The sequence below is a fragment of the Actinomadura syzygii genome (assembly GCF_008085905.1).
Taxonomy (GTDB): domain Bacteria; phylum Actinomycetota; class Actinomycetes; order Streptosporangiales; family Streptosporangiaceae; genus Spirillospora; species Spirillospora syzygii.
This window is the reverse complement of the sequence record NZ_VSFF01000009.1, coordinates 16147-35186: the sequence shown is the minus strand read 5'-3', so window position 1 is coordinate 35186 and position 19040 is coordinate 16147. Positions and strand designations below refer to the sequence as shown.

The 19040-nt window shown below is 74.5% G+C and carries 13 protein-coding genes; 5 read left to right on the top strand and 8 right to left on the bottom strand.

Features of this window, described 5'->3' with window-relative positions; translation table 11 throughout:
- Positions 1 to 45 precede the first annotated feature (45 nt).
- Genes FXF65_RS23140 through FXF65_RS23130 form a run of 3 tightly spaced genes read right to left on the bottom strand, consistent with a single transcriptional unit; the run spans position 46 to position 5651 of the window.
- Positions 46 to 3324 carry an error-prone DNA polymerase gene (locus FXF65_RS23140; RefSeq protein ID WP_148352126.1) on the bottom strand — a complete coding sequence of 1093 codons (3279 nt, stop codon included), beginning with the start codon at positions 3322 to 3324 and terminating at the stop codon, positions 46 to 48.
- 27 nt (positions 3325 to 3351) lie between these two features.
- Complete coding sequence (locus FXF65_RS23135) at positions 3352 to 4863, bottom strand: DNA polymerase Y family protein (RefSeq protein WP_148352125.1); 1512 nt, start codon at positions 4861 to 4863, stop codon at positions 3352 to 3354.
- Positions 4860 to 5651 carry a hypothetical protein gene (locus FXF65_RS23130; RefSeq protein ID WP_246199021.1) on the bottom strand — a complete coding sequence of 264 codons (792 nt, stop codon included), beginning with the start codon at positions 5649 to 5651 and terminating at the stop codon, positions 4860 to 4862. Before FXF65_RS23130 ends, FXF65_RS23135 begins: the two co-directional genes overlap by 4 nt.
- Before the next feature lie 161 nt (positions 5652 to 5812).
- On the opposite strand from FXF65_RS23130, the gene mtnA reads away from it, so the two are divergent.
- Positions 5813 to 6850: an S-methyl-5-thioribose-1-phosphate isomerase gene (gene mtnA, locus FXF65_RS23125; RefSeq protein ID WP_148352124.1), complete on the top strand. Its 1038-nt coding sequence runs from the start codon at positions 5813 to 5815 to the stop codon at positions 6848 to 6850.
- Here mtnA and FXF65_RS23120 read toward each other — a convergent pair.
- On the bottom strand, positions 6847 to 8973 hold the full coding sequence (locus FXF65_RS23120) for a M28 family peptidase (RefSeq protein WP_148352123.1): 2127 nt from the start codon (positions 8971 to 8973) through the stop codon (positions 6847 to 6849). The two genes, mtnA and FXF65_RS23120, sit on opposite strands and share 4 nt — an antisense overlap.
- A 123-nt stretch (positions 8974 to 9096) precedes the next feature.
- Here FXF65_RS23120 and recD2 point away from each other — a divergent pair, with 123 nt between their 5' ends.
- Together recD2 and FXF65_RS23110 are read left to right on the top strand one after the other, a co-directional pair.
- Entirely contained in the window at positions 9097 to 11331 is a 2235-nt protein-coding gene (gene recD2 / locus FXF65_RS23115) for an SF1B family DNA helicase RecD2 (protein WP_246199020.1), read from the top strand.
- Between the two features lie 64 nt (positions 11332 to 11395).
- Positions 11396 to 12127 (top strand): polysaccharide deacetylase family protein, encoded by a 732-nt coding sequence (locus FXF65_RS23110; protein ID WP_148352122.1) that lies wholly within the window; start codon positions 11396 to 11398, stop codon positions 12125 to 12127.
- On the opposite strand, the gene FXF65_RS23105 is transcribed toward FXF65_RS23110, so the two are convergent.
- A complete protein-coding gene (locus tag FXF65_RS23105) occupies positions 12117 to 13643 on the bottom strand; it encodes a peptide ABC transporter substrate-binding protein (RefSeq protein WP_148352121.1) in 1527 nt (508 codons plus the stop codon). The genes FXF65_RS23110 and FXF65_RS23105 overlap by 11 nt on opposite strands.
- A gap of 169 nt (positions 13644 to 13812) precedes the next feature.
- Between FXF65_RS23105 and FXF65_RS23100 the strand changes: the two genes are divergently transcribed.
- Positions 13813 to 15261, top strand: coding sequence for an LVIVD repeat-containing protein (locus tag FXF65_RS23100; RefSeq protein WP_148352120.1), 1449 nt, complete (start codon positions 13813 to 13815; stop codon positions 15259 to 15261).
- Between the two features lie 108 nt (positions 15262 to 15369).
- On the opposite strand, the gene FXF65_RS23095 is transcribed toward FXF65_RS23100, so the two are convergent.
- Complete coding sequence (locus FXF65_RS23095) at positions 15370 to 16710, bottom strand: FUSC family protein (RefSeq protein ID WP_148352119.1); 1341 nt, start codon at positions 16708 to 16710, stop codon at positions 15370 to 15372.
- Positions 16711 to 16757: 47 nt separating this feature from the next.
- Positions 16758 to 17291 (bottom strand): CGNR zinc finger domain-containing protein, encoded by a 534-nt coding sequence (locus FXF65_RS45365; protein WP_187412466.1) that lies wholly within the window; start codon positions 17289 to 17291, stop codon positions 16758 to 16760.
- A gap of 84 nt (positions 17292 to 17375) precedes the next feature.
- Between FXF65_RS45365 and FXF65_RS23085 the strand changes: the two genes are divergently transcribed.
- Positions 17376 to 17579, top strand: a complete 204-nt coding sequence (locus FXF65_RS23085; protein WP_148352117.1) for a hypothetical protein — start codon at positions 17376 to 17378, stop codon at positions 17577 to 17579.
- A gap of 9 nt (positions 17580 to 17588) precedes the next feature.
- Here the strand turns inward: FXF65_RS23085 and FXF65_RS23080 are convergent, their stop codons facing one another.
- Positions 17589 to 19010, bottom strand: a complete 1422-nt coding sequence (locus tag FXF65_RS23080) for a type I glutamate--ammonia ligase (protein WP_222868699.1) — start codon at positions 19008 to 19010, stop codon at positions 17589 to 17591.
- Positions 19011 to 19040: the final 30 nt, after the last annotated feature.

Below are 19040 nucleotides of genomic sequence, written 5' to 3'. Positions count from 1 at the left end.
GCAGAGGAGGCGATCAGGTTCTAGCGAGTCCCTGACGTCCCGCGATCAGTGGAAGTTGCGGGCCCGCACCCGGCCGGGGACGGGCAGCCGCCGCAGCCGCGTCGCGCGGACGTTCGCGACCCCGTCGGCGCGCTCCAGCCGCCCGCTCACCAGCAGCGCCTGCGCGTCGACGGCGAGGCCGCGGTGCCGCTCGAACACCTGCGGCGGGCACACCACGTTGACGATGCCGGTCTCGTCCTCCAGGGTCATGAACACGATGCCGCCCGCGGTCGGCGGCCGCTGCCGGTGCGTGACCAGGCCCGCGACGACGACGTTCGTCTCGCCGGGCGTCGCGGCCAGCCGGGTGGACGAGAGCGCGCCGAGCTCGTCGAGCGCGTCCCGGACGTGCGTGACGGGATGCGTGCTCGACACCCCGGTCGCCCACAGGTCGGCGAGCGTCTCCTCGATCGGCGTCATCGCGGGCAGCGCCGGTGCGGACGCGCCGGGCGTCACACCCTCCAGGCGTCCCGGACCGGAACCGGCCAGCGCGCCAGCCGCCCACAGCGCTTCGCGGCGGGTCAGCCCGAACCCGTCGAACGCGCCCGCCGTGGCGAGCGCCTCCAGCGCCCCGGCCGACAGCGGGACGCGCCGGGCCAGGTCCTCCATGCTCCCGTAGGGGCGTCCGGCGGCGATCGCCTCCGCCGCGTCGCCGCCCAGGTTGCGGATGCCGGACAGCCCGAGCCTGATCGCGGGCTGCGGCTCGGCGGGCGCGTGCGGGTGGTCGGACTCGACCTCGACCGCCTCCTCCAGCGTCGGGTGGACGCCGCTGGCGTTGACGTCCACGCCCCGGACGACCACGCCGTGCCGCCGCGCGTCGTTGAGGAGGCTCTGCGGGCTGTAGAAGCCCATCGGCTGGTTCCGCACCAGCGCGGCCGTGAACGCGGCCGGGAAGTGCCGTTTCAGCCAGGCGCTCGCGTACACCAGGTGCGCGAAGCTCTGCGCGTGCGACTCGGGGAACCCGAACCCGGTGAAGCCGAGGATCTTCTCGTACACGCTCTCGGCGACGTCGGGCGGGATGTCGCGCTCGGCCATCCCGTCCAGCAGGCGGCGGCGCAGCCGCTCCACCCGCTCGGGCGCCCGCTTCGCGCCCATCGCCTGCCGGAGCGCGTCGGACTCGGCGGGCGTGAACCCGGCGCAGTCGACGGCGAGCTGCATCATCTGCTCCTGGAACAGCGGGACGCCGAGCGTCCGCGACAGCGCGGGCTCCATCAGCGGGTGCGGGCAGTCGGCCGGTTCGAGCCCCTTGCGGCGCCGCAGGTACGGGTGCACGGACCCGCCCTGGATCGGCCCGGGACGGATCAGCGCCACCTCCACCACCAGGTCGTAGAACTCGCGGGGCCGCAGCCGGGGCAGCGTCGCCATCTGCGCCCGCGACTCGACCTGGAACACCCCGACCGTGTCGGCGTCGCACAGCATGTCGTAGACGAGCGGGTCGTCCGGCGGGATCGACTGGAGGTCGTGGCGGCGGCCGTGGTGCTCGTCCACCAGGTCGAAGCAGTCGTGCAGGGCGGCGAGCATGCCGAGGCCGAGCAGGTCGAACTTCACGAGCCCGGCCGCCGCGCAGTCGTCCTTGTCCCATTGCAGGACGCTGCGCTTCGGCATCGTCGCCCACTCGATCGGGCAGATCTCGCCGACCGGACGGTCCGCGATGACCATGCCGCCGGAGTGGATGCCGAGGTGCCGGGGGAGCCGCAGCATCCGGTTCGCCAGCTCCATGACCGGGCCGGGGACGTCGGCCTCCGAGCCGACCGGGTCGCGCGGGTCGATGCCCTTGGACCAGGCGTCCTGCTGGCCGGGGGAGAAGCCGAGCGCGCGGGCCGCGTCCCGGACGGCCATCCGCGGCCGGTAGCTGATCACGTTCGCGACCTGCGCGGTGCACTCGCGCCCGTACTTGTCGTAGACGTACTGGATGGCCTCCTCGCGGCGGCGGTGCTCGATGTCGAGGTCGATGTCGGGCGGGCCGTCGCGGCCGGGGGACAGGAACCGCTCGAACAGCAGGCCGTGGTGGACGGCGTCCACGCCGGTGATGCCGAGCGCGTAGCAGACCGCCGAGTTGGCCGCCGAGCCGCGCCCCTGGCACAGGATCTTCTTCTCGCGGCAGAACTCCACGATGTCGTGGACGATCAGGAAGTAGCCGGGGAAGCGGAGCTGCTCGATGACGTCCAGTTCCCTCGCGATCTGCTCGTACGCGCCGGACATCCGCTCCCGCTCCGGCGGCCCGTACCGTTTCAGTGCGCCCTCCGCGACCAGGCGACGCAGCCAGGTCGCCTCGGTGTACCCGTCCGGGACGGGCCAGTCGGGCAGGCGGGGCGCGACGACGTCGAAGTCGAACAGGCACTCCCGCGCCAGCGCGACCGTCCGCTCCAGGACGCCGGGGAACCGGGCGAGCCGCCGCGCCATCTCCGCGCCGCTGCGGACGTGCGCGGTGCCGCCCGCCGGGAGCCAGCCGACCATGTCGTCCAGGCCGCGGCGGGCGCGGACGGCCGCCATCGCCTGCGCCAGCCGCGCGTCCGGGCCGGGGGCGGCGAAGTGCACGTTGTTGGACGCCACGGCGTCCACGCCGACCCTGCGTGCCAACTCGAACAGGACGTCGTTGCGGTGGTCGTCGCCCGGCTGGTCGTGGTCGACCAGCTCGACGAACACGTCGTCGCGGCCGAACATGGCGACCAGGTTCCGCAGCTCGCGTTCGGCGGCGCCCGGCCCGCCCGCCTCCAGTGCGGCGGGGACGGGGCCCTTCCGGCAGCCGGTCAGCACCGCCCAGTGCCCGCCGTGCGCGCCCGCCAGCGCGTCGAGGTCGTAGACGGGACGGCCCTTCCGCCCGCCCGCGAGCTGCGCCGCCGTGATCGCCGAGCACAGCCGCGCGTAGCCGGGCGCGCCGCGCGCGAGGACGAGCAGGTGCCGTCCGGCCGGGTCGGGCTCGCCGGTCTGCGGGCCCGGCAGGCCGAGGCTCAGCTCCGCGCCGAACACCGTCCCGATGCCCGCGTCGCCCGCCGCCTGCGCGAACTGGACCGCGCCGTACATGCCGTCGTGGTCGGTGATCGCCATCGTCCGGACGCCGAGCCGCGCGGCCTCGGTGACGAGCGACGCCGGGTCGCTGGCGCCGTCCAGGAAGCTGAACGAGGAGTGGACGTGCAGCTCCGCCCACGGCACGTCCTCGTCGGGCGGCTCGGGGCGGGGCGGGACGGCGGGCGCCTCCGGCCCGTCCGGCGCCGGGCCGGACGGGCGCCACGACAGCCGCTCCTCGAACTCCCGCCACGGGATCGGCGGGTTGTGCCAGCCGGTCATGGACGGCCCCCAGCCCTGGTCATGGCCCTAGTCATAGACGGCCTCGATGTGCCAGCGCCCGCCCTCGACGGCGAGCAGGTAGGCGGCGCCGTCGTCGGTGGTGACCTGGAAGCGGGCGCGGCGGCGCGCGCGGTCGGCGTCCCACCAGCGCTCGTCGGCGGGCCACGGCCCCGTCCACCCGGTGACCGCGGCCGGGCGGCCGCGGAACGCCAGCGTCGCGGGCGGCGCGGACACCTCGCACCGCGCCGACACCACCACCGCCGCGCCGGAGGCGTCGGCCAGCTCCACGTCCGGCGGCACCGGCGGGACGACGGCGGGCGCGGGGCCGGTGATCCGTCCCGGCCAGGGCCCCTCCGGCAGGCCGCCGGGGGCGAGGTCGCCGACCGGCACCCGGACGACCCGCTCGCCCGGCCCGCGCCCGCCGACCAGCACCGGGCGGGTGACCCCGTGGTGGCCGAGCAGCGCCTGGATCCGGTCGGCGGCCCGCGCGATCCGGTCGGTGACGGACGTGCGGCCCCACAGCCCCTCCTGCCGCCCCTCGTCCGGGACGAGCTGGTCGGGCGCCAGCTCCAGCCACGTCACGCCGCCCCACACGGCCTCGGCGTCGGCGGGCTGATGGGCCGAGAGCTGCCAGCGCACCCGCTCCGCCACCGCCAGCGCGGACAGCCCGTCGTGACGCCACAGCCGCCGCAGGACGCGGCCGTCCGCGAAGCCCACCGCCGCCTCCAGCCGGACGCACGCCAGCCCGCCCGCCGCCAGCCCCTCGTGCAGCTCGCCCGCCAGCCGCTTCGCGGCGAACACGACCTGCTCGGCCCGCTCGGCGGGCGGCTCGAACCCGGAGCGGACCGACAGGTCGGCGGCCGCGCGGGCGGGCGCGAGCGGGCGCGGCTCCTCGCCGCGCGCCAGCCGGTGGGCGAGCGCGCCGTCCGCCCCGAACCGGCCCGCGACGTGCCCGGACGGCAGCGCCGCGAAGTCGCCGAGCGTCTTGATCCCGAGCCTGCGCAGCAGGTCGGCGAGCTCCGGGCGGTCCAGCACCGACAGCGGGTACCGGGCGAGGAACGCCGCCGCGCCGCCCGCCGGGACGACGCCGCCGCCGTCCCCGGCCCGCGCCGCCAGCTCGGCGGCGAACAGGCCGTCCGCGACGCCGGTGCCGCAGTCGTGCCCGGCCTCGACCACCGTGTCCTGGACGAGGACGCGCAGCGCCTCCTCGCCGCCGTAGAACCGGGCCGGGCCGCGCGCCGCGAGCGCGCACAGCCCCGGCCGCACCACCTCGACCCGGGGCGTCAGCGCCGCGACGGCCTCGGCGACGGGCTCGAACAGCCGTCCCTCCGCGTCGGCGTCGCGCTCGCGCACCACCAGCCCGGGGCAGCGGCGCTGCGCGTCGCGGAGCCGCTGCCCGCGCCGCACGCCCGCCGCCCGCGCCGCCGCCGTGCACGCCGCGACCTGCCCTTGTACGACCGCCGCGCCGGGCGTCGCGGCGTCGATCCCGACCGCCGTCGCGGGCCAGTCGGGGCACCACGCCACGAGGACGCGCGTCACGCGATCCCCTCCTCGATCCGGTCGCCGATCCGTTCGCCGACCGCCGCCCGCACGGGACGCGGCCCTCTCGGCGGGTGGACGGGCGCGCCGTCCGCGACCGCGCCGGGCACCAGCTCCAGCGGCGGCCGGACGGCCTCGTCCGGCCGGACCGTGCCGTCGGGCGCGGGCAGCCACAGCGCGGCGCGCCGCCCGGCGCCCGGCGCGTCCCGGCCCTCGGCGACGACCTGGACGCGGCGGCCGGTGAGCCGCCCGTGCCCGGCGGCGAGGCCGTCCCAGGCGGCGTCCGCCACGTGCAGGCGGAGCCGGACGCCGGGCCACTCGCGGGCGAACGCGCCGGTCAGCGTGAGGACGCAGCCGTGCCTGCGGGCGAGCGCCGACAGCCGCCGCACGGCCGCCGCCCCCGGCCGCTCCGGCGGGCACAGCAGGACCAGCTCGACGGCCTCGCAGAGCGCGGCGACCACGTCGGGCCAGCGGTCGCCCGGCTCGTCGACGAGCAGGAGCCGCTCGGGCTCCGCGCCCATCCCGGCGGCGGCGGCGACGCCGAACCCGGGGACGCCGACCACCCCGCACCAGCCGCCCTCGCCGTCCTCGCCGCCGTGCCGGGACACGCCCGCGACGAGCGCCAGGCCGAGCGACGCCGCGCCCGGCCCGCCGAGCCCGACGACCGAGCCGGGCCGCAGCCCGCCGCCGGGGACGACGGTCCGCAGCGCGGGCAGCACCGGCACCGTCGCGGTGCTCGGGGCCGCGACGAGCGCGGCCGCCAGGTCCCGCGGCGCGGCCTCCGGCACGGTCGTCCCTCCCCTCTCACGCCCCACCGCACAATCTCGAACACAGGTTCGACTGTTGTCAAGTTCTCGCAGGTCACGCAGCGGAGTGTGAGCCGCCGGAAAGCCCGATGGCATCGGGCTTTCCGGACTTGCCAGGCATTCCGCCGGGCATCATGGGAGGTATGACGACCGATGTGCGGACCATCGAGTGGACCGGCGACGGGCTCCGCCTGCTCGACCAGACCGTCCTGCCGGGCCGGGTGGAGTACCTGACCGTCCGGGACGTGGACGCGCTCGTCGACGCGATCCGCCGGCTGGCCGTCCGCGGCGCGCCCGCGCTCGGCGTGGCGGGCGCGTTCGGCGTCGCGCTCGCCGTCCGGCAGGCCGCCCGGGAGGGCTGGGACGACGCCCGCCGCGACGCCGCGATCGCCCGCGTCCGGACGGCCCGCCCGACGGCGGTGAACCTCGCCGCCGGGGTCGACCGCGTCCTGCCGTTCGCCGCGAAGGGCGCGGACGCGGTCGCGGTGGAGGCCCAGGCCGTCCTGGACGAGGACGTGCGCGGCAACCGGGCCATCGGCGTCCTCGGCGCCGACTGGATCCTCGGCCGGACCGGCGGCGACCGGCCGCTGCGCGTCCTCACGCACTGCAACGCCGGGGCCCTCGCCACGGCCGGATGGGGGACGGCGCTCGGCGTCGTCCGGGAGCTGCACGGGCGGGGCCGCGTCGAGACCGTCTACGCCGACGAGACGCGCCCCCTGCTCCAGGGCTCCCGGCTCACCGCGTGGGAGCTGCGCCAGGCCGGGATCCCGTGCGTCGTCCAGGCGGACGCGGCGGCCCCGAGCACGATCCTGCGCGGCCTCGTCGACGTCGCGGTCATCGGCGCGGACCGCGTCGCCGCCAACGGCGACACCGCCAACAAGATCGGCTCACTCGGGGTGGCGCTCGCCTGCCGGGCCGCCGGGATCCCGTTCGTCGTCGCCGCGCCGTGGAGCACCGTCGACCTGGCCCTCCCGGACGGGACGGGCGTGCCGATCGAGCAGCGCCCCGCCGAGGAGATCCTCGCCTGGAACGGAGCGCCGACCGTCCCGGACGGGGTGGAGGCCTTCAACCCCGCGTTCGACGTGACGCCCGCCCGCCTCGTGACCGCGCTGGTCACCGAGACGGGCGTGCTGGAGGTGTCGTCGGGTGACACCCCCGGTCACGTCAGGAGCGGAGCCTAGGAGCCGAGCGTGCGGGTGGCCGCGCGCAGGCTCTCGTAGAGCAGCCCCTCGTACTTCTTCGCGGTCGGGACGTCCTTGTCGACGAACAGCGCGTCGTACAGGGCGGGCAGCCGCTGGGTCGCGTAGCCGGTGTCGATGCCGGGCGCGTAGATCTGGTGCTTGTACCAGGGGCGTCCTGGCAGGCCCGCTTCGGTCAGCAGGTCACGCTCGGCCTGCATCAGCTTGGCGTTCAACGTGCGGAACGCGGCCGTGTCGCCCTTGCGGAGCGCCTCGTCCGCGCGTGCCTGGAGCGCCTGCGCTGCGTCCTCCCACTTCTTCGCCTGCGCGACGCTGCGGGACACGTCCACGACGACCGAGCCGAGCCGCTTGCGCTGCTCGTCGGTGAAGTCGGCGAGGTACTTCGCCGTCTCCTCCGCGTAGGGCCGGTACCCGAGCTGGACCACGTCGGCGTTGGCCAGCCGCAGCGTCGTGATGCCGACCAGCCGCGACATCGCCGCGTGGTACTCCCAGGTCGGGTCGCCGAAGTGCGACATCCAGTAGAAGTCGTCGCAGGAGCAGTGGTACTGGCCGGAGCTTCCCGTCGAGGACGCGCTCAGGTCGAGGGCGGGCACGCCGTACCGCTGGAAGAACGCCTGGAAGTCGGAGCCGCCGCCGATGCGCCCGATCGGCGTCTTGCCGTTGTTCTGCGCCTTCCACGCGTCGTAGAGGGTGCCGTCCGTGCCGGGCCAGCGCACCTCCTTGGTCGCGTCGATGACGGACTGGTCGAGCGCGGGCGTCGTCGCCGGGCCGAAGTTCCAGCCCCCGGCGCCGTCCATGTTCACGTAGGCGACCGCGTTGCGGAGCCGTCCGGCCTGCTGCTCGGCGTACTCGGTGGAGCCGAACAGGCCGTACTCCTCACCGTCCCAGGTCGCGAGGACGATGGTGCGCTTCGGCCGCCACCCCTTCTTGAGGAGCGCGCCCAGGCCGCGTCCGATCTGGAGCACGTTCTCCGCGCCGGACAGGTTGTCGCTGCTGCCGTACGCCCACGAGTCGTGGTGCCCGCCGAGGACGACCTCCTGCTCGGGGTGCTCGCTGCCGGGAATGCGGACGGTCACGTCCCACAGCGGACGCACCTCGAACTTGTTCTCCAGATTCACGTGGACCTTCGTCCCGCCCGGCCCGAACCGGTACGCGAACGGCAGGCCGCCCTGCCATTCCTTCGGCACTTCCGCGCCTTTCAGCGCGCGCAGCAGCGGTTCGGCCGCGCCGTAGGAGATCGGCGTCGTCGGAATGAGGCCCTTCGTCATCGGGGCCTTCGACGCCGGAATGCGGCGCGCGCCCTTCACCGACGGCCAGCCGGGCGTCTGCGGGTCGCCCGCCGCGAGCTGGATCTGCGCGATGCTGCCGCGCTGGATGCCGTCCGAGGCGCGCCACGGACCTTCCGGATACACCTTTCCCTTGGTGAATCCGTCGTCGGCGGGGTCGGAGTAGATGAGCACGCCCTTCGCGCCGTGCCGTGCCGCCTCGCGCGGCTTGATGCCGCGGAACGTCGCGCCGTACCGGATCAGCGCGATCTTCCCCTTGACGGAGATTCCCTTCTCCTCAAGGAGCGCGAAATCCTGCGGGCGGCCGTAGTTGGCGTACACGACCTCGCCCCGGACGTCCCCGGACGGCGACATGCCGTTGTGCCCGGGAATGACGTCCTCGAAATGCTTCTGCCAGGGCCGCTTCTTCTCCTTGACCGGCAGTGCAAGCCGTTCCGGCGCGGTCATCTCGACCTGCACGCGCTTCGGCATCGACAGGTAGACGTAATAGGTCTTGATCTCGGGCTTGAGGCCGTACGACCGGAAATGCCGGACGATGCGCTGGACGCGCCGCCAGTCACCGGTCGTCGTCGTGAGCCCCGGCTCGGCCGACAGTTCGGCGTCGAGACCGCGGGCCACCTCGGGCGACGGGACGGAGCTGAACGCCTTCTCGTACTGCCGCTGCCATTTCGCTCCGGCGTCGGTGAAGCCGGGGATTGGATCGTTCCCGTCCGATGGGCCGGACGGGGACGCGGCGGCGGGCAGCGCGGACAGGGCGAGGGCGAGGGACACGGCCGAGGCGGACAGCGCCGCCAGGGCCGGGGTGCGGGAGCGGAGCACCAGGGATACCTCCGGGTACGCTCGGTACGGGTGCGCCCGGAACGTACGTCGCGCCCGGCCCAAGATCTAGATCACCTGCCGGATCCGGCCATCCTGTCGGCCCGATCGGACATCATGGTGATCGTGCCGACCTCCCCGCCGCCCGCCGCCACGCCGCGTCCGGCGGAGCTTGACGCGGTCTTGGAGCGGATCACGTACGCCAACGAGGACACCGGCTACACCGTGGCGCGCGTCGCGACCGCCAAGACCGGGAGCGACCTGCTGACCGTCGTCGGCGCGCTGCTCGGCGCGCAGGTCGGGGAGAGCCTGCGGCTCGTCGGCCGGTGGCGCTCGCACCCGAAGTACGGGCGGCAGTTCGAGGTCGACTCGTACACGACCGTCCTGCCGGCGACGATCCAGGGCATCCGCCGCTACCTCGGCTCCGGCATGATCAAGGGCATCGGCCCGGTGATGGCCGACCGGATGGTCGGCCATTTCGGCACCGACATCCTGCGGGTCATCGAGGAGGAGCCGGAGCGGCTCGTCGAGGTCCCCGGCCTCGGCCCCAAGCGGACGAGGCGCATCGGCGAGGCGTGGGAGGAGCAGAAGGCCATCAAGGAGGTGATGGTCTTCCTCCAGGGCGTCGGGGTGTCGACGTCCCTGGCCGTCCGCATCTACAAGAAGTACGGGGACGCGTCCATCGACACCGTCCGCAAGGAGCCGTACCGGCTCGCGTCGGACGTGTGGGGCATCGGGTTCAAGACCGCCGACACCATCGCGCAGGCCGTCGGCATCCCGCACGACAGCCCGGAGCGGATCAAGGCGGGCCTCCAGTACACGCTGTCCGAGGCGGCCGACGACGGGCACTGCTTCCTGCCGGAGCCGAACCTCGTCACGGCGGCGGAGAAGATCCTCGGCGTCGCCCGCGAGCTGATCGTCCCGGCGCTGGACGAGCTGGCCCGCGACGAGGGCGTCGTCCGCGAGCCCATCCCCGGCGAAGGGGACGACGCCGCCACGATCCCGGCCGTGTACCTCGTCCCGTTCCACCGCGCGGAGCGGTCCCTCGCGCGCGGCCTGCTCGACCTCCTCAACGCGAAGGACGACCGGCTCAAGGCGTTCGCCGACGTCGACTGGGGCCGCGCGCTGCCGTGGCTCAAGAAGCGCACCGGGCAGGAGCTCGCGCCCGAGCAGGAGGAGGCCGTCAAGCTGGCGCTGACGTCCAAGGTCGCGGTGCTGACCGGCGGGCCGGGCTGCGGCAAGAGCTTCACCGTCCGGTCGGTGGTCGAGCTGGCCGCCGCGAAGCACGCGAAGATCGTCCTGGTGGCGCCGACCGGGCGGGCCGCCAAGCGGCTCGCCGAGCTGACCGGGCACGAGGCGGCGACCGTCCACCGGCTGCTCCAGCTCCAGCCGGGCGGCGACCCGAAGTTCGACCAGGACCACCCGCTCGACGCCGACCTCGTCGTGGTGGACGAGAGCTCCATGGTCGACCTGATCCTCGCGAACAAGCTGGTGAAGGCGATCCCGCGCGGCGCGCACCTGCTGCTCGTCGGGGACGTCGACCAGCTCCCGTCCGTCGGCGCGGGCGAGGTGCTCGCCGACCTGCTCGGCGCGGAGCCGATCCCGCGCGTCCGGCTGACGAGGATCTTCCGGCAGGCGCAGCGGTCCGGGATCGTCGTGAACGCGCACCGCGTCAACTCCGGCGAGCATCCGCGGACCCACGGCTTCCCCGACTTCTTCCTGTTCCCGTGCGAGGAGCAGGACGAGGCCGCCGAGCTGACCGTGGACGTCGTCGCGAACCGCATCCCGCGCAAGTTCGGCCTCGACCCGCGCCGCGACGTCCAGGTCCTCGCGCCCATGCACCGGGGCACGGCCGGGGCGGGCGCGCTGAACGCGCTGCTCCAGGAGGCTCTGACCCCGCACGACGAGGCGCGTCCCGAGCGCCGCTACGGCGGCCGGGTCTTCCGCGTCGGCGACAAGGTCACCCAGCTCCGCAACAACTACGACAAGGGCGAGGCGGGCGTGTTCAACGGGACGGTCGGCGTCGTGTCGTCGGTGTCCCTGGAGGAGCAGTCGCTGACCGTCGTGACCGACGAGGACGAGAGCATCGACTACGCCTTCGACGAACTGGACGAGCTGGCCCACGCCTACGCCATCACCATCCACCGGTCGCAGGGCAGCGAGTACCCGGCGGTCGTCGTCCCGCTGACGACCGGGGCCTGGATGATGCTGCGCCGCAACCTCCTCTACACGGGGATCACGCGGGCGAAGAAGCTGGTCGTGCTGGTGGGGTCGCGGCGGGCGCTCGCCGCCGCCGTCCGCACGGCCGGCGCGGGCCGCCGCCACACCGCCCTCGCCCACCGCCTGACGCGGCCCGCGTAGCGTTCGGCGCGAAAGTCGAATTCGCGGTATTGACAGTTCATCGATCATTTTCAGAATGGGGAGAATGATCATTGAAGCTCCCTCCCGCCGGGTCCGGCTGGCCGCCGCCGCGCTCGGGACCGTCCTCGCCGCGTCCGGCACGACCGGGTTCGCCGCCGCCCCCGCCTCCCCGTCCGCCTCCGCCGCCTCCGGCGCCCGTGACTGCCAGGGGTACGTGGGCCTGACCTACGACGACGGGCCCACGACGGGGTTCACCGCGACCCTGCTGTCGGCGCTGCGGAAGAACCGCCTCCAGGCGACGCTGTTCAACATCGGGCAGAACGCGCAGAACAATCCGGCGCTGGTCACGGCGGAGAGGAATGCCGGAATGTGGATCGGCAACCACAGTTGGACGCATCCGCACCTGACCCAGATGACGCAGGACCAAATGCTGTCGGAACTGCAACGCACACAGGACGCCGTCAAGCAGATCACCGGGAGGGCGCCGAAACTCTTCCGGCCCCCGTACGGCGAGACCAACGAGACGTTGAAGGCGGTCGAGAAGCAGCTCGGCCTCACCGAGGTCATCTGGGACGTCGACACGCAGGACTGGAACGGAGCGACCGCCGAGCAGATCGTCGAGCGGGCGAGCACGCTCAAGGACGGCCAGACCGTGCTCATGCACGACGGCTATCCGGCGACGATCGAGGCCGTTCCGGGGATCGCCGCGAACCTCAGGAGCCGCGGCATGTGCGCCGTCATGCTCTCGCCGAGGACCGGACGGCCCGGCCCCCCGGAGCCGCCGGTCAGTCCTTGACGCGGAGGGCGGCGAGGCGGAGGCCGGTGAACGCGTCGGCGGTGACGCCGCGGACGCGCTCGCCCCACACCAGGTGGTCGTGCCGCGACCACAGCGGCACCGCGGGCAGGTCGCGCAGCATCGCGCTCTCCGCGAGCCGCGCGGAGATCACGCCGTCCGCGGGGACGGCGGCCCGCTCCGCGTCGCGGACGAGATCGGCGGTGTAGTCGTCGTCGAAGCCCGTCCCGGCGTCCAGCAGCGGGGCCAGCGCGGCGACGGGAGCCGGGTAGGCGGCGGTGGTGTGGACGGCGAACGGCCCGTCCACCCGCCCGTCGTCCAGAGCCTCGCGCAGGTCGGGGACGGGATGCGGGCGCGCGTCGAGTTTGAGCTCGGCGCGGAGCTGGTCCGCGACCGCCCTCACCCACGCGTCGTCGCCCCGGCCCGCCTCGTACCAGAGGTTCAGCGGCCCGGTCAGCCCGCCCGCGTCGGCGAGCGCGGACACGGCGGCCTTCGAGTCGTGGACGCAGACCCGGCACTGCCCGTCGCGGTGCCCGGGACGGATGCCCGGCGCGACGAGCGCGTCGGCGGGGGAGTACTGGCGGCCGAGCGGCCCGTCCGTCACGGCGGCCCGGTCGATCGCCATCGACAGCGCGTGCCGGACGGTCGGCGACGCGAGCCGCGTCACCCGCTCCGGGAACGCCAGGTAGGCGACGTCGCGCCCGGGGACGACGCGGTGCCGGTCGCCGAAGTCGGCCTCCATCGACTGGTGGCGCCGCGACGGCACCTGCGTCGCGACGTCCAGGTCGCCGGACTCGGCGGCGGCGTACTGCGCGGCCGCGTCCGGCATCGCCTTCACGACGACGGAGCGCCCGCCCGCACGCGGCGCGAGGACGACCTCCCGCGCCGTCCGCGCCGTGACGCGCAACGGGCCGTTGCCGACCGGGGCGCGCCCGTACGACGCCCAGTCCCGCGAGGCGAGGACGCGCTCCGGCAGCGGGAAGAACGCCGGGTCGCCGAGCAGCGCAGGGAACCCGCCGAGCGGACTGTCGAGCGTGACGCGGAACGTCCGGTCGTCCTCGACCTTCAGGCCGGGCACCGACGCCTCTCCCTTGCGCGCGCCCTCGACGCGCGCGACGTCGGTGAACAGCCGGGACCCGGCCCAGCCCTCGCGCAGGACGGCCGTCCACGCGCCGGTGAACGAGCGGGACGTGACGGGCGTCCCGTCCTGGAACGTCGCGCCGGGGCGCAGCCGCACCGTCCAGACCTTCCGGTCCGGCGTGGTGACGGACTCGGCGGCGGCGTTCACGGGCGCGCCGGTCGCCGGGTCGTAGCCGACGAGGCCCGTCCACACCGCGTTCGCGATCATCCGGCCGGTGTCGTCGCGGACGTCGCCGGGCAGCAGCGTCGCCGGGGCGGGCGCGCCGACCGAGATGCGCGGGTCGGCGTCCCCGCTCCACGCCTGGAACGCGGCGACCGGCGCGAGCAGGACCACTACGGCGCCGGTGACCAGGGCCGCGGTGCGCGTGGAGCTCTTCAACTGCCTCTCCCGGGAGCCGAGCGGTCGACCTTCGGGGAGAGTAGATCAGCTCGACAGGTCCCACCAGTCCTTACGCTCCTGAGTCCATTTCGTGACCCGGCGTCCTGTTGATCAGTCCCGGCGGCGCGGTCACACTGGCGCACGAAGATCCTTTTCCGTGGAGGGTGCGATGTTCCCCCGCACATCCGGTCCGGCCAGACGGCTGCTCCAAGGGGGCGGCGCGGTCGCGGCGTCCCTGTCCCTGATGGCGGGCGCCGCCTGGGCCTGCCCGCCCGAGCCAGAGAACGCCCAGTCCAAGCAGGCGTCCCCCCAGGCGGACGGCGGCGAGGGCACGAGCGGCGGCCCGCACTCCGGGCACTACCGCAAGGCGGCCCCGGCGAGCACCGAGTCGGAGGCGATCAAGGGCGTCCGGCGGGTCGGCGGCGTGTCCGACGCCAAGGGCGCCATCTCGCTGATGTTCATCGACTACGGGCACGGCCGGCACAAGCGGACGATCATGTACGCGACCGGGACGTTCGGCCTGAAGGCGTACGACGTCAGCGCCGACCCCCGCGTCCCGAAGCTGGTCGGTCAGCTCAACATGCCGGGCATGTGGGAGACCGAGGACACCGACTTCGACCCCGAACGCAAGATCATCTATCTGTCCCGGGACCCGCGCGCGTTCGGCGGCAACACCCGGACCGGCGAGTCCGGCATCTACGTCGTGGACGCGGCCAAGCCGGAGAGCCTCAAGCAGATCACCTACGTCAAGGTCCCGGCCGGGCACACCACCACCTGCGTCAACGACTGCCGGTACCTGTGGACGGGCGGCCCCGCCAAGGCCGACTGGATGCCCGCCGACTGGGGCGGCCGCCCCGTCTGGGTCACCGACGTCCGCAACCCGGCCAAGCCGAAGGTGTTCGCGGACCCGATCGACACCGGCCGCAACGACGGCAAGACCGACTACACGCACGACATCCAGGTCGACTCCGAGGGCGTCGCGTGGGCGTCCGGACGCGGCGGCGTGCGCGGCTACTACACCGAGGGCCGGCACTACGACCCGCTGGCGAAGCGGTGGCGCACGGCGTCGGCGCACGACCCCGTCCCGTACGCGGGCGGCGGACTGGACGAGGCCACCACCAACTCCACGTTCATGCACAACAGCTACCGCGCGGCCGGGCGCACCCGGAACCAGGCCGCCGACCCGCGCAGGTGGGGCAACGGCAAGCTGCTGTACGTCACCGAGGAGACGTTCAACGACGGCTGCGCCAACGACGGGCTGCTCGTCATCGCGTCGCTGAAGGGCTCCTACGGCGGTGAGGGCTGGCGGTCCACGCCGCAGGACCCGTTCCGCCTGCACACCGTCGCCACGTGGGGCGTCGCGGGCAAGGAGGGCAGCGACCCGGCGAGCGACGACTGCTCGGCGCACTACTTCGACGTCCGCGACGGGATCATCGCCCAGTCGTTCTACTCGCAGGGCACCCGCTTCCTGGACGTCCGGGATCCGACCAACCCCCGGCAGGTCGCCTACTACCGGCCCGCGGACGCCGCTTCCTGGCAGCCGTACTGGCACGGCCGGTACGTCTACGTCGCCGACAACACGCGCGGCGTGGACGTCCTGGAGCCGACCTTCCGCTGACCAACCGCCCCACCCGCAGAGGCCCGTCTTCCCCCCAGGACGGGCCTCTGCCCCTGTTCTGACGCTGCCCCTGTTCTGACGCTGCCCCTGTTCTTGCGCTGCCCCTGGCTACGGCCGGTGGTAGGGGTCGCCGGACTCGCGGGCGTGGCGCTCGGCCGCGTCCACGGCGGACTCGGCGGCCGACCGGGCGGCCCGCCGCAGCTGGTGCCCGGCCCGCTGCACCGCGCGGACCGGACGCGCGGGCAGGTGCCGCGTCGCGCCCCGGCTGCGCCGCCAGTGCTCGCGGGCGCGGGCCCGGTGCTCGACGCGCAGGTTCTCGATGAGCCGGTCGATGTCCATGGACACCTCGCCGTACAGCGGCCACAGGTCCCCGGACGCGGCCCGGTCGTGCAGCCGCCGGGCGAGCCGGGCGCGGCGCTCGCGCGCCACGTCCACGCGGACCTCCAGGTCGTGCTCGGCGCGGAACGGGCGGGCGTCGCGGGCGAGGTCGGCGCGGGCCAGCCGCCCGTAGGCCGAGATGCTCGCGGCGATCCCGGCGAGCGCGTCGCCGAGCTCGGCGCGCAGCGTCGGGTCGGTCATCAGCCGGCCGCGCGGGCCGAGCCGCTCGTCGTCGGCGAGCGACCGGGTGAGGCCGCGCAGCGACAGCGTGAAGTGCTCCATCGTCTCCATCGCGTTGCGCAGCGCGACCCCGGCGTCGATGAGCCGCCGCGCCCGCGTCCGCGGGTTCAGCCGGACGCTCTCCTCCGCCGCGCCGAGCTCCCGGTCGGTGCGGCCGATCTCCCGGGACAGCCGCTCGGCCTTCTCCTGCCAGCCCGCCGCCTCCCGCTCGCGCGGCTCGCCGCGCAGGCCGTCCGCGATCTCGGCGATCAGCTCGCGGAGCCGTTCGGCGACGTCCTGCACGGCCTCCTCGGCGGGACGGACCCGCACCGACGGCACGAGCAACGTCGCCGCCAGCCCGGTCGCCGCGCCGAGCAGCGTCTCCAGGACGCGCTCGGCCGCGCCGCTCTCGCTCGCCGCGCCCAGCGCGAAGATCAGCATCGCGGAGATCGGCACCTCCAGCACGTGCTCGCCGAGGCGCAGCACGTGCCCGATGACGAGCGCGGCGAGGATGGTGAGGCCGAGCGTCCACCAGGAGAACCCGATCGTGCTCGCCGCCATGACGGCGACCAGCACGCCCGAGGTGACGGCGGCCACCCGCAGGATGCCCGCCTTGATCGTCTGGTACACGGAGAACTGGACGACGAGCAGCGCGGTCAGCGGCGCGAGCAGCGGCCGCGGCACGCCCCCGGGCAGCACGGCGAGGGCCAGCACGTACGCGAGGACGGCGGTGACCGTCAGCCGCGCGATGCGGTACCCGGCGGACCGCACCTCCGTCGCCACCCGCAGCGGCGACCGTCCCGGCCGGTCGGAACGGTCGGCGCTGTCGCGGAGGAAGGGCATGTACGGCATGCCTGTGTCCTTCCCCCGTGGCGGCAATATCCCGGCAAAGCCGTGGATCAGGTGCGGCGGCGCGCCCGGAAGGCGGCGACGTTCGTCCGGTTCGCGCAGGACTCGGAGCAGAAGCGGCGCCGTCCGGCCCGGGACGTGTCGGCGTACACCCGGTCGCAGCCGTCCGCCGCGCACACCCCGGTCCGGCCGAGGCCGTGCTCGACGATCAGCTCGGCGAGGTTCATCAGCGTCGTCGCGCGGAACCGGTGCGGGAGCGCCGACGACGGCGGCGCGTAGTGCATGTGCAGCCCGTGCGGCTCGTGGTCGGCGAGGTGCGGGTGCATGGGGATCTCCAGCATGAGCCGGTTCAGCATGGTCATCGCGTCCTCGACCCGGGCGCACTCGAAGAACGCGCGCAGGGTGCGCCCCCAGTCGCGGAACTCGGCGGCGTCGGCGTCCTCGAACTCGTGCCAGAAGAACTCGTTGTCACGCAGGATGCGGCGCAGCGCGTCGGCCGAGTCGTCCCCGCCGGTGCTGGTGACGGCGTTGACCAGCGCGGCCGCGGCGGCGACCCCGTGGCTCTTGTATCCGGTGATCCGCATTGCCCCCGCCTCCGATGCCATGACATGCTGTAAATGACGTACTAGATATAACCATTACACGACACACTGCCCGGGGGATGCGCGGTGGACGAATGCCCACGCTGTGGCTGGCCCGAGTCCGAGGTGTACGACGTGCTGTCGCGGCACCTGACGTCCGAGGGCGTGGTGACCTACACCCGCTGCGCCTGCGGCGAGGTGCAGGTCCGCGTCCGGCCGTTCGCGCCGGACGCCGTCGTCTCGTCCGGGCCCGTCGTCTCGTCCGGTCCGGCCGAGCCGGACCCGTCGTAACGCCATCGGCTAATGCCGCCACCGCGTCACCGCGGCGACCTCCTCGGGGGTCGCGCCGTCCAGCAGGTCGATCTCGCCGCGCCGGACGGCGGACACGGTGTCCGTCACGGCCTCGCCGAGCGCGTCCCGCAGCACGTCGTCGGCCTCGAACGCGGCGACCGCCTCCTTCAGCGACGCGGGCAGCGGCCGGATGCCGCGGTCCGCGCGCTCGGCCTCCGACAGTCCGGCCGGATCGACCCCGACCGGCTCCGGCAGCCGCAGCTCGGCGCCGATGCCGTCGCGTCCGGCGGCGAGCAGCGCGGCCAGCAGCAGGTACGGGTTGGCGGCCGCGTCCACGCACTTGACCTCCAGGTTCGCCGCGTCCGCCTGCTCGCCCTCCGCGCCGGTGACGAACCGCAGCGCCGCCTCCCGGTTCTCCGGCCCCCAGCACGCGAACGCGCCCGCCCAGTGCGACGGGACGAGCCGCAGGTAGCTCGCCACCGACGGCGCCCCGACCGCGAGCAGCGCGGGCAGCCGGGCGAGGATCCCCGCCGCGAACGCCTCCCCGGCGGCCGCCATCCCGCACGGGCCGTCCCCGCCCGCCATCGCGTTCTCGGACGTGTCCTCCCGCCACAGGCTCAGGTGGACGTGCGCGCCGTTCCCGACCGAGTCGGCCTCCACCTTCGGGGAGAACGTGGCGGCGAGCCCGTGGCTCATCGACACCGCGCGGATCGTCTCGCGCACGAGGACGGCGGTGTCGGCCGCGGCGACCGGCCCCTCGGCGGCCACCGACACCTCGTACTGCCCGGCCGCGTACTCCGGGTGCAGCTGGACGACCTTCACGCCGGTCGCCTTCAGCGCGACGAGGAGGTCGCGCAGGTACCCGGCCAGCTCGGTGACCCGCGTCATCCCGTACGCCGGGCCGCGGCAGGCGGGCGTGAAGTCGTCGCCGTCGCCCTTGGACACGGCCCACTCGATCTCGAAGGCGGCCTTGACCGTCCAGCCGGCGGAGGCGAGGCGCTCGGTCTCGCGGCGCAGCAGCGCCCGCGCGTCGAGCGGGTGGACGGACCCGTCCTGCGCGTACCGGAGCGCGGGCGCGTGCGCCCAGCCGGGCAGCGCCGCCAGCGTGACGAGCCGGTCCAGGTCCGGGTGGAGCCGCAGGTCGCCGGACGGGCCGCCGATGTGCCGCCCGGACGTGATCGAGTCGTCCAGCAGGAACACGTCGAACACCGGGGACATCCCGACGCCCCACGTCGCCGCGTGTTCGAGCCGCTCCACCGGGACGGTCTTCGTGCGCGTGATCCCGCTGACGTCCACCCAGGTGAGGGCGACGGCCACGATGTCCTCGCCGGCCAGCCGGCGCGCCGTCTCGGCGGCGCGGGCGCCGAGCCGCGCGCGGGCGCGCGCGTCGAGCCGGTGCCCGACGGGGACGGTGTCAGGGATCTGTTCCACGTTGTTCGCTCCCGATCAGTGCTGGCTCCG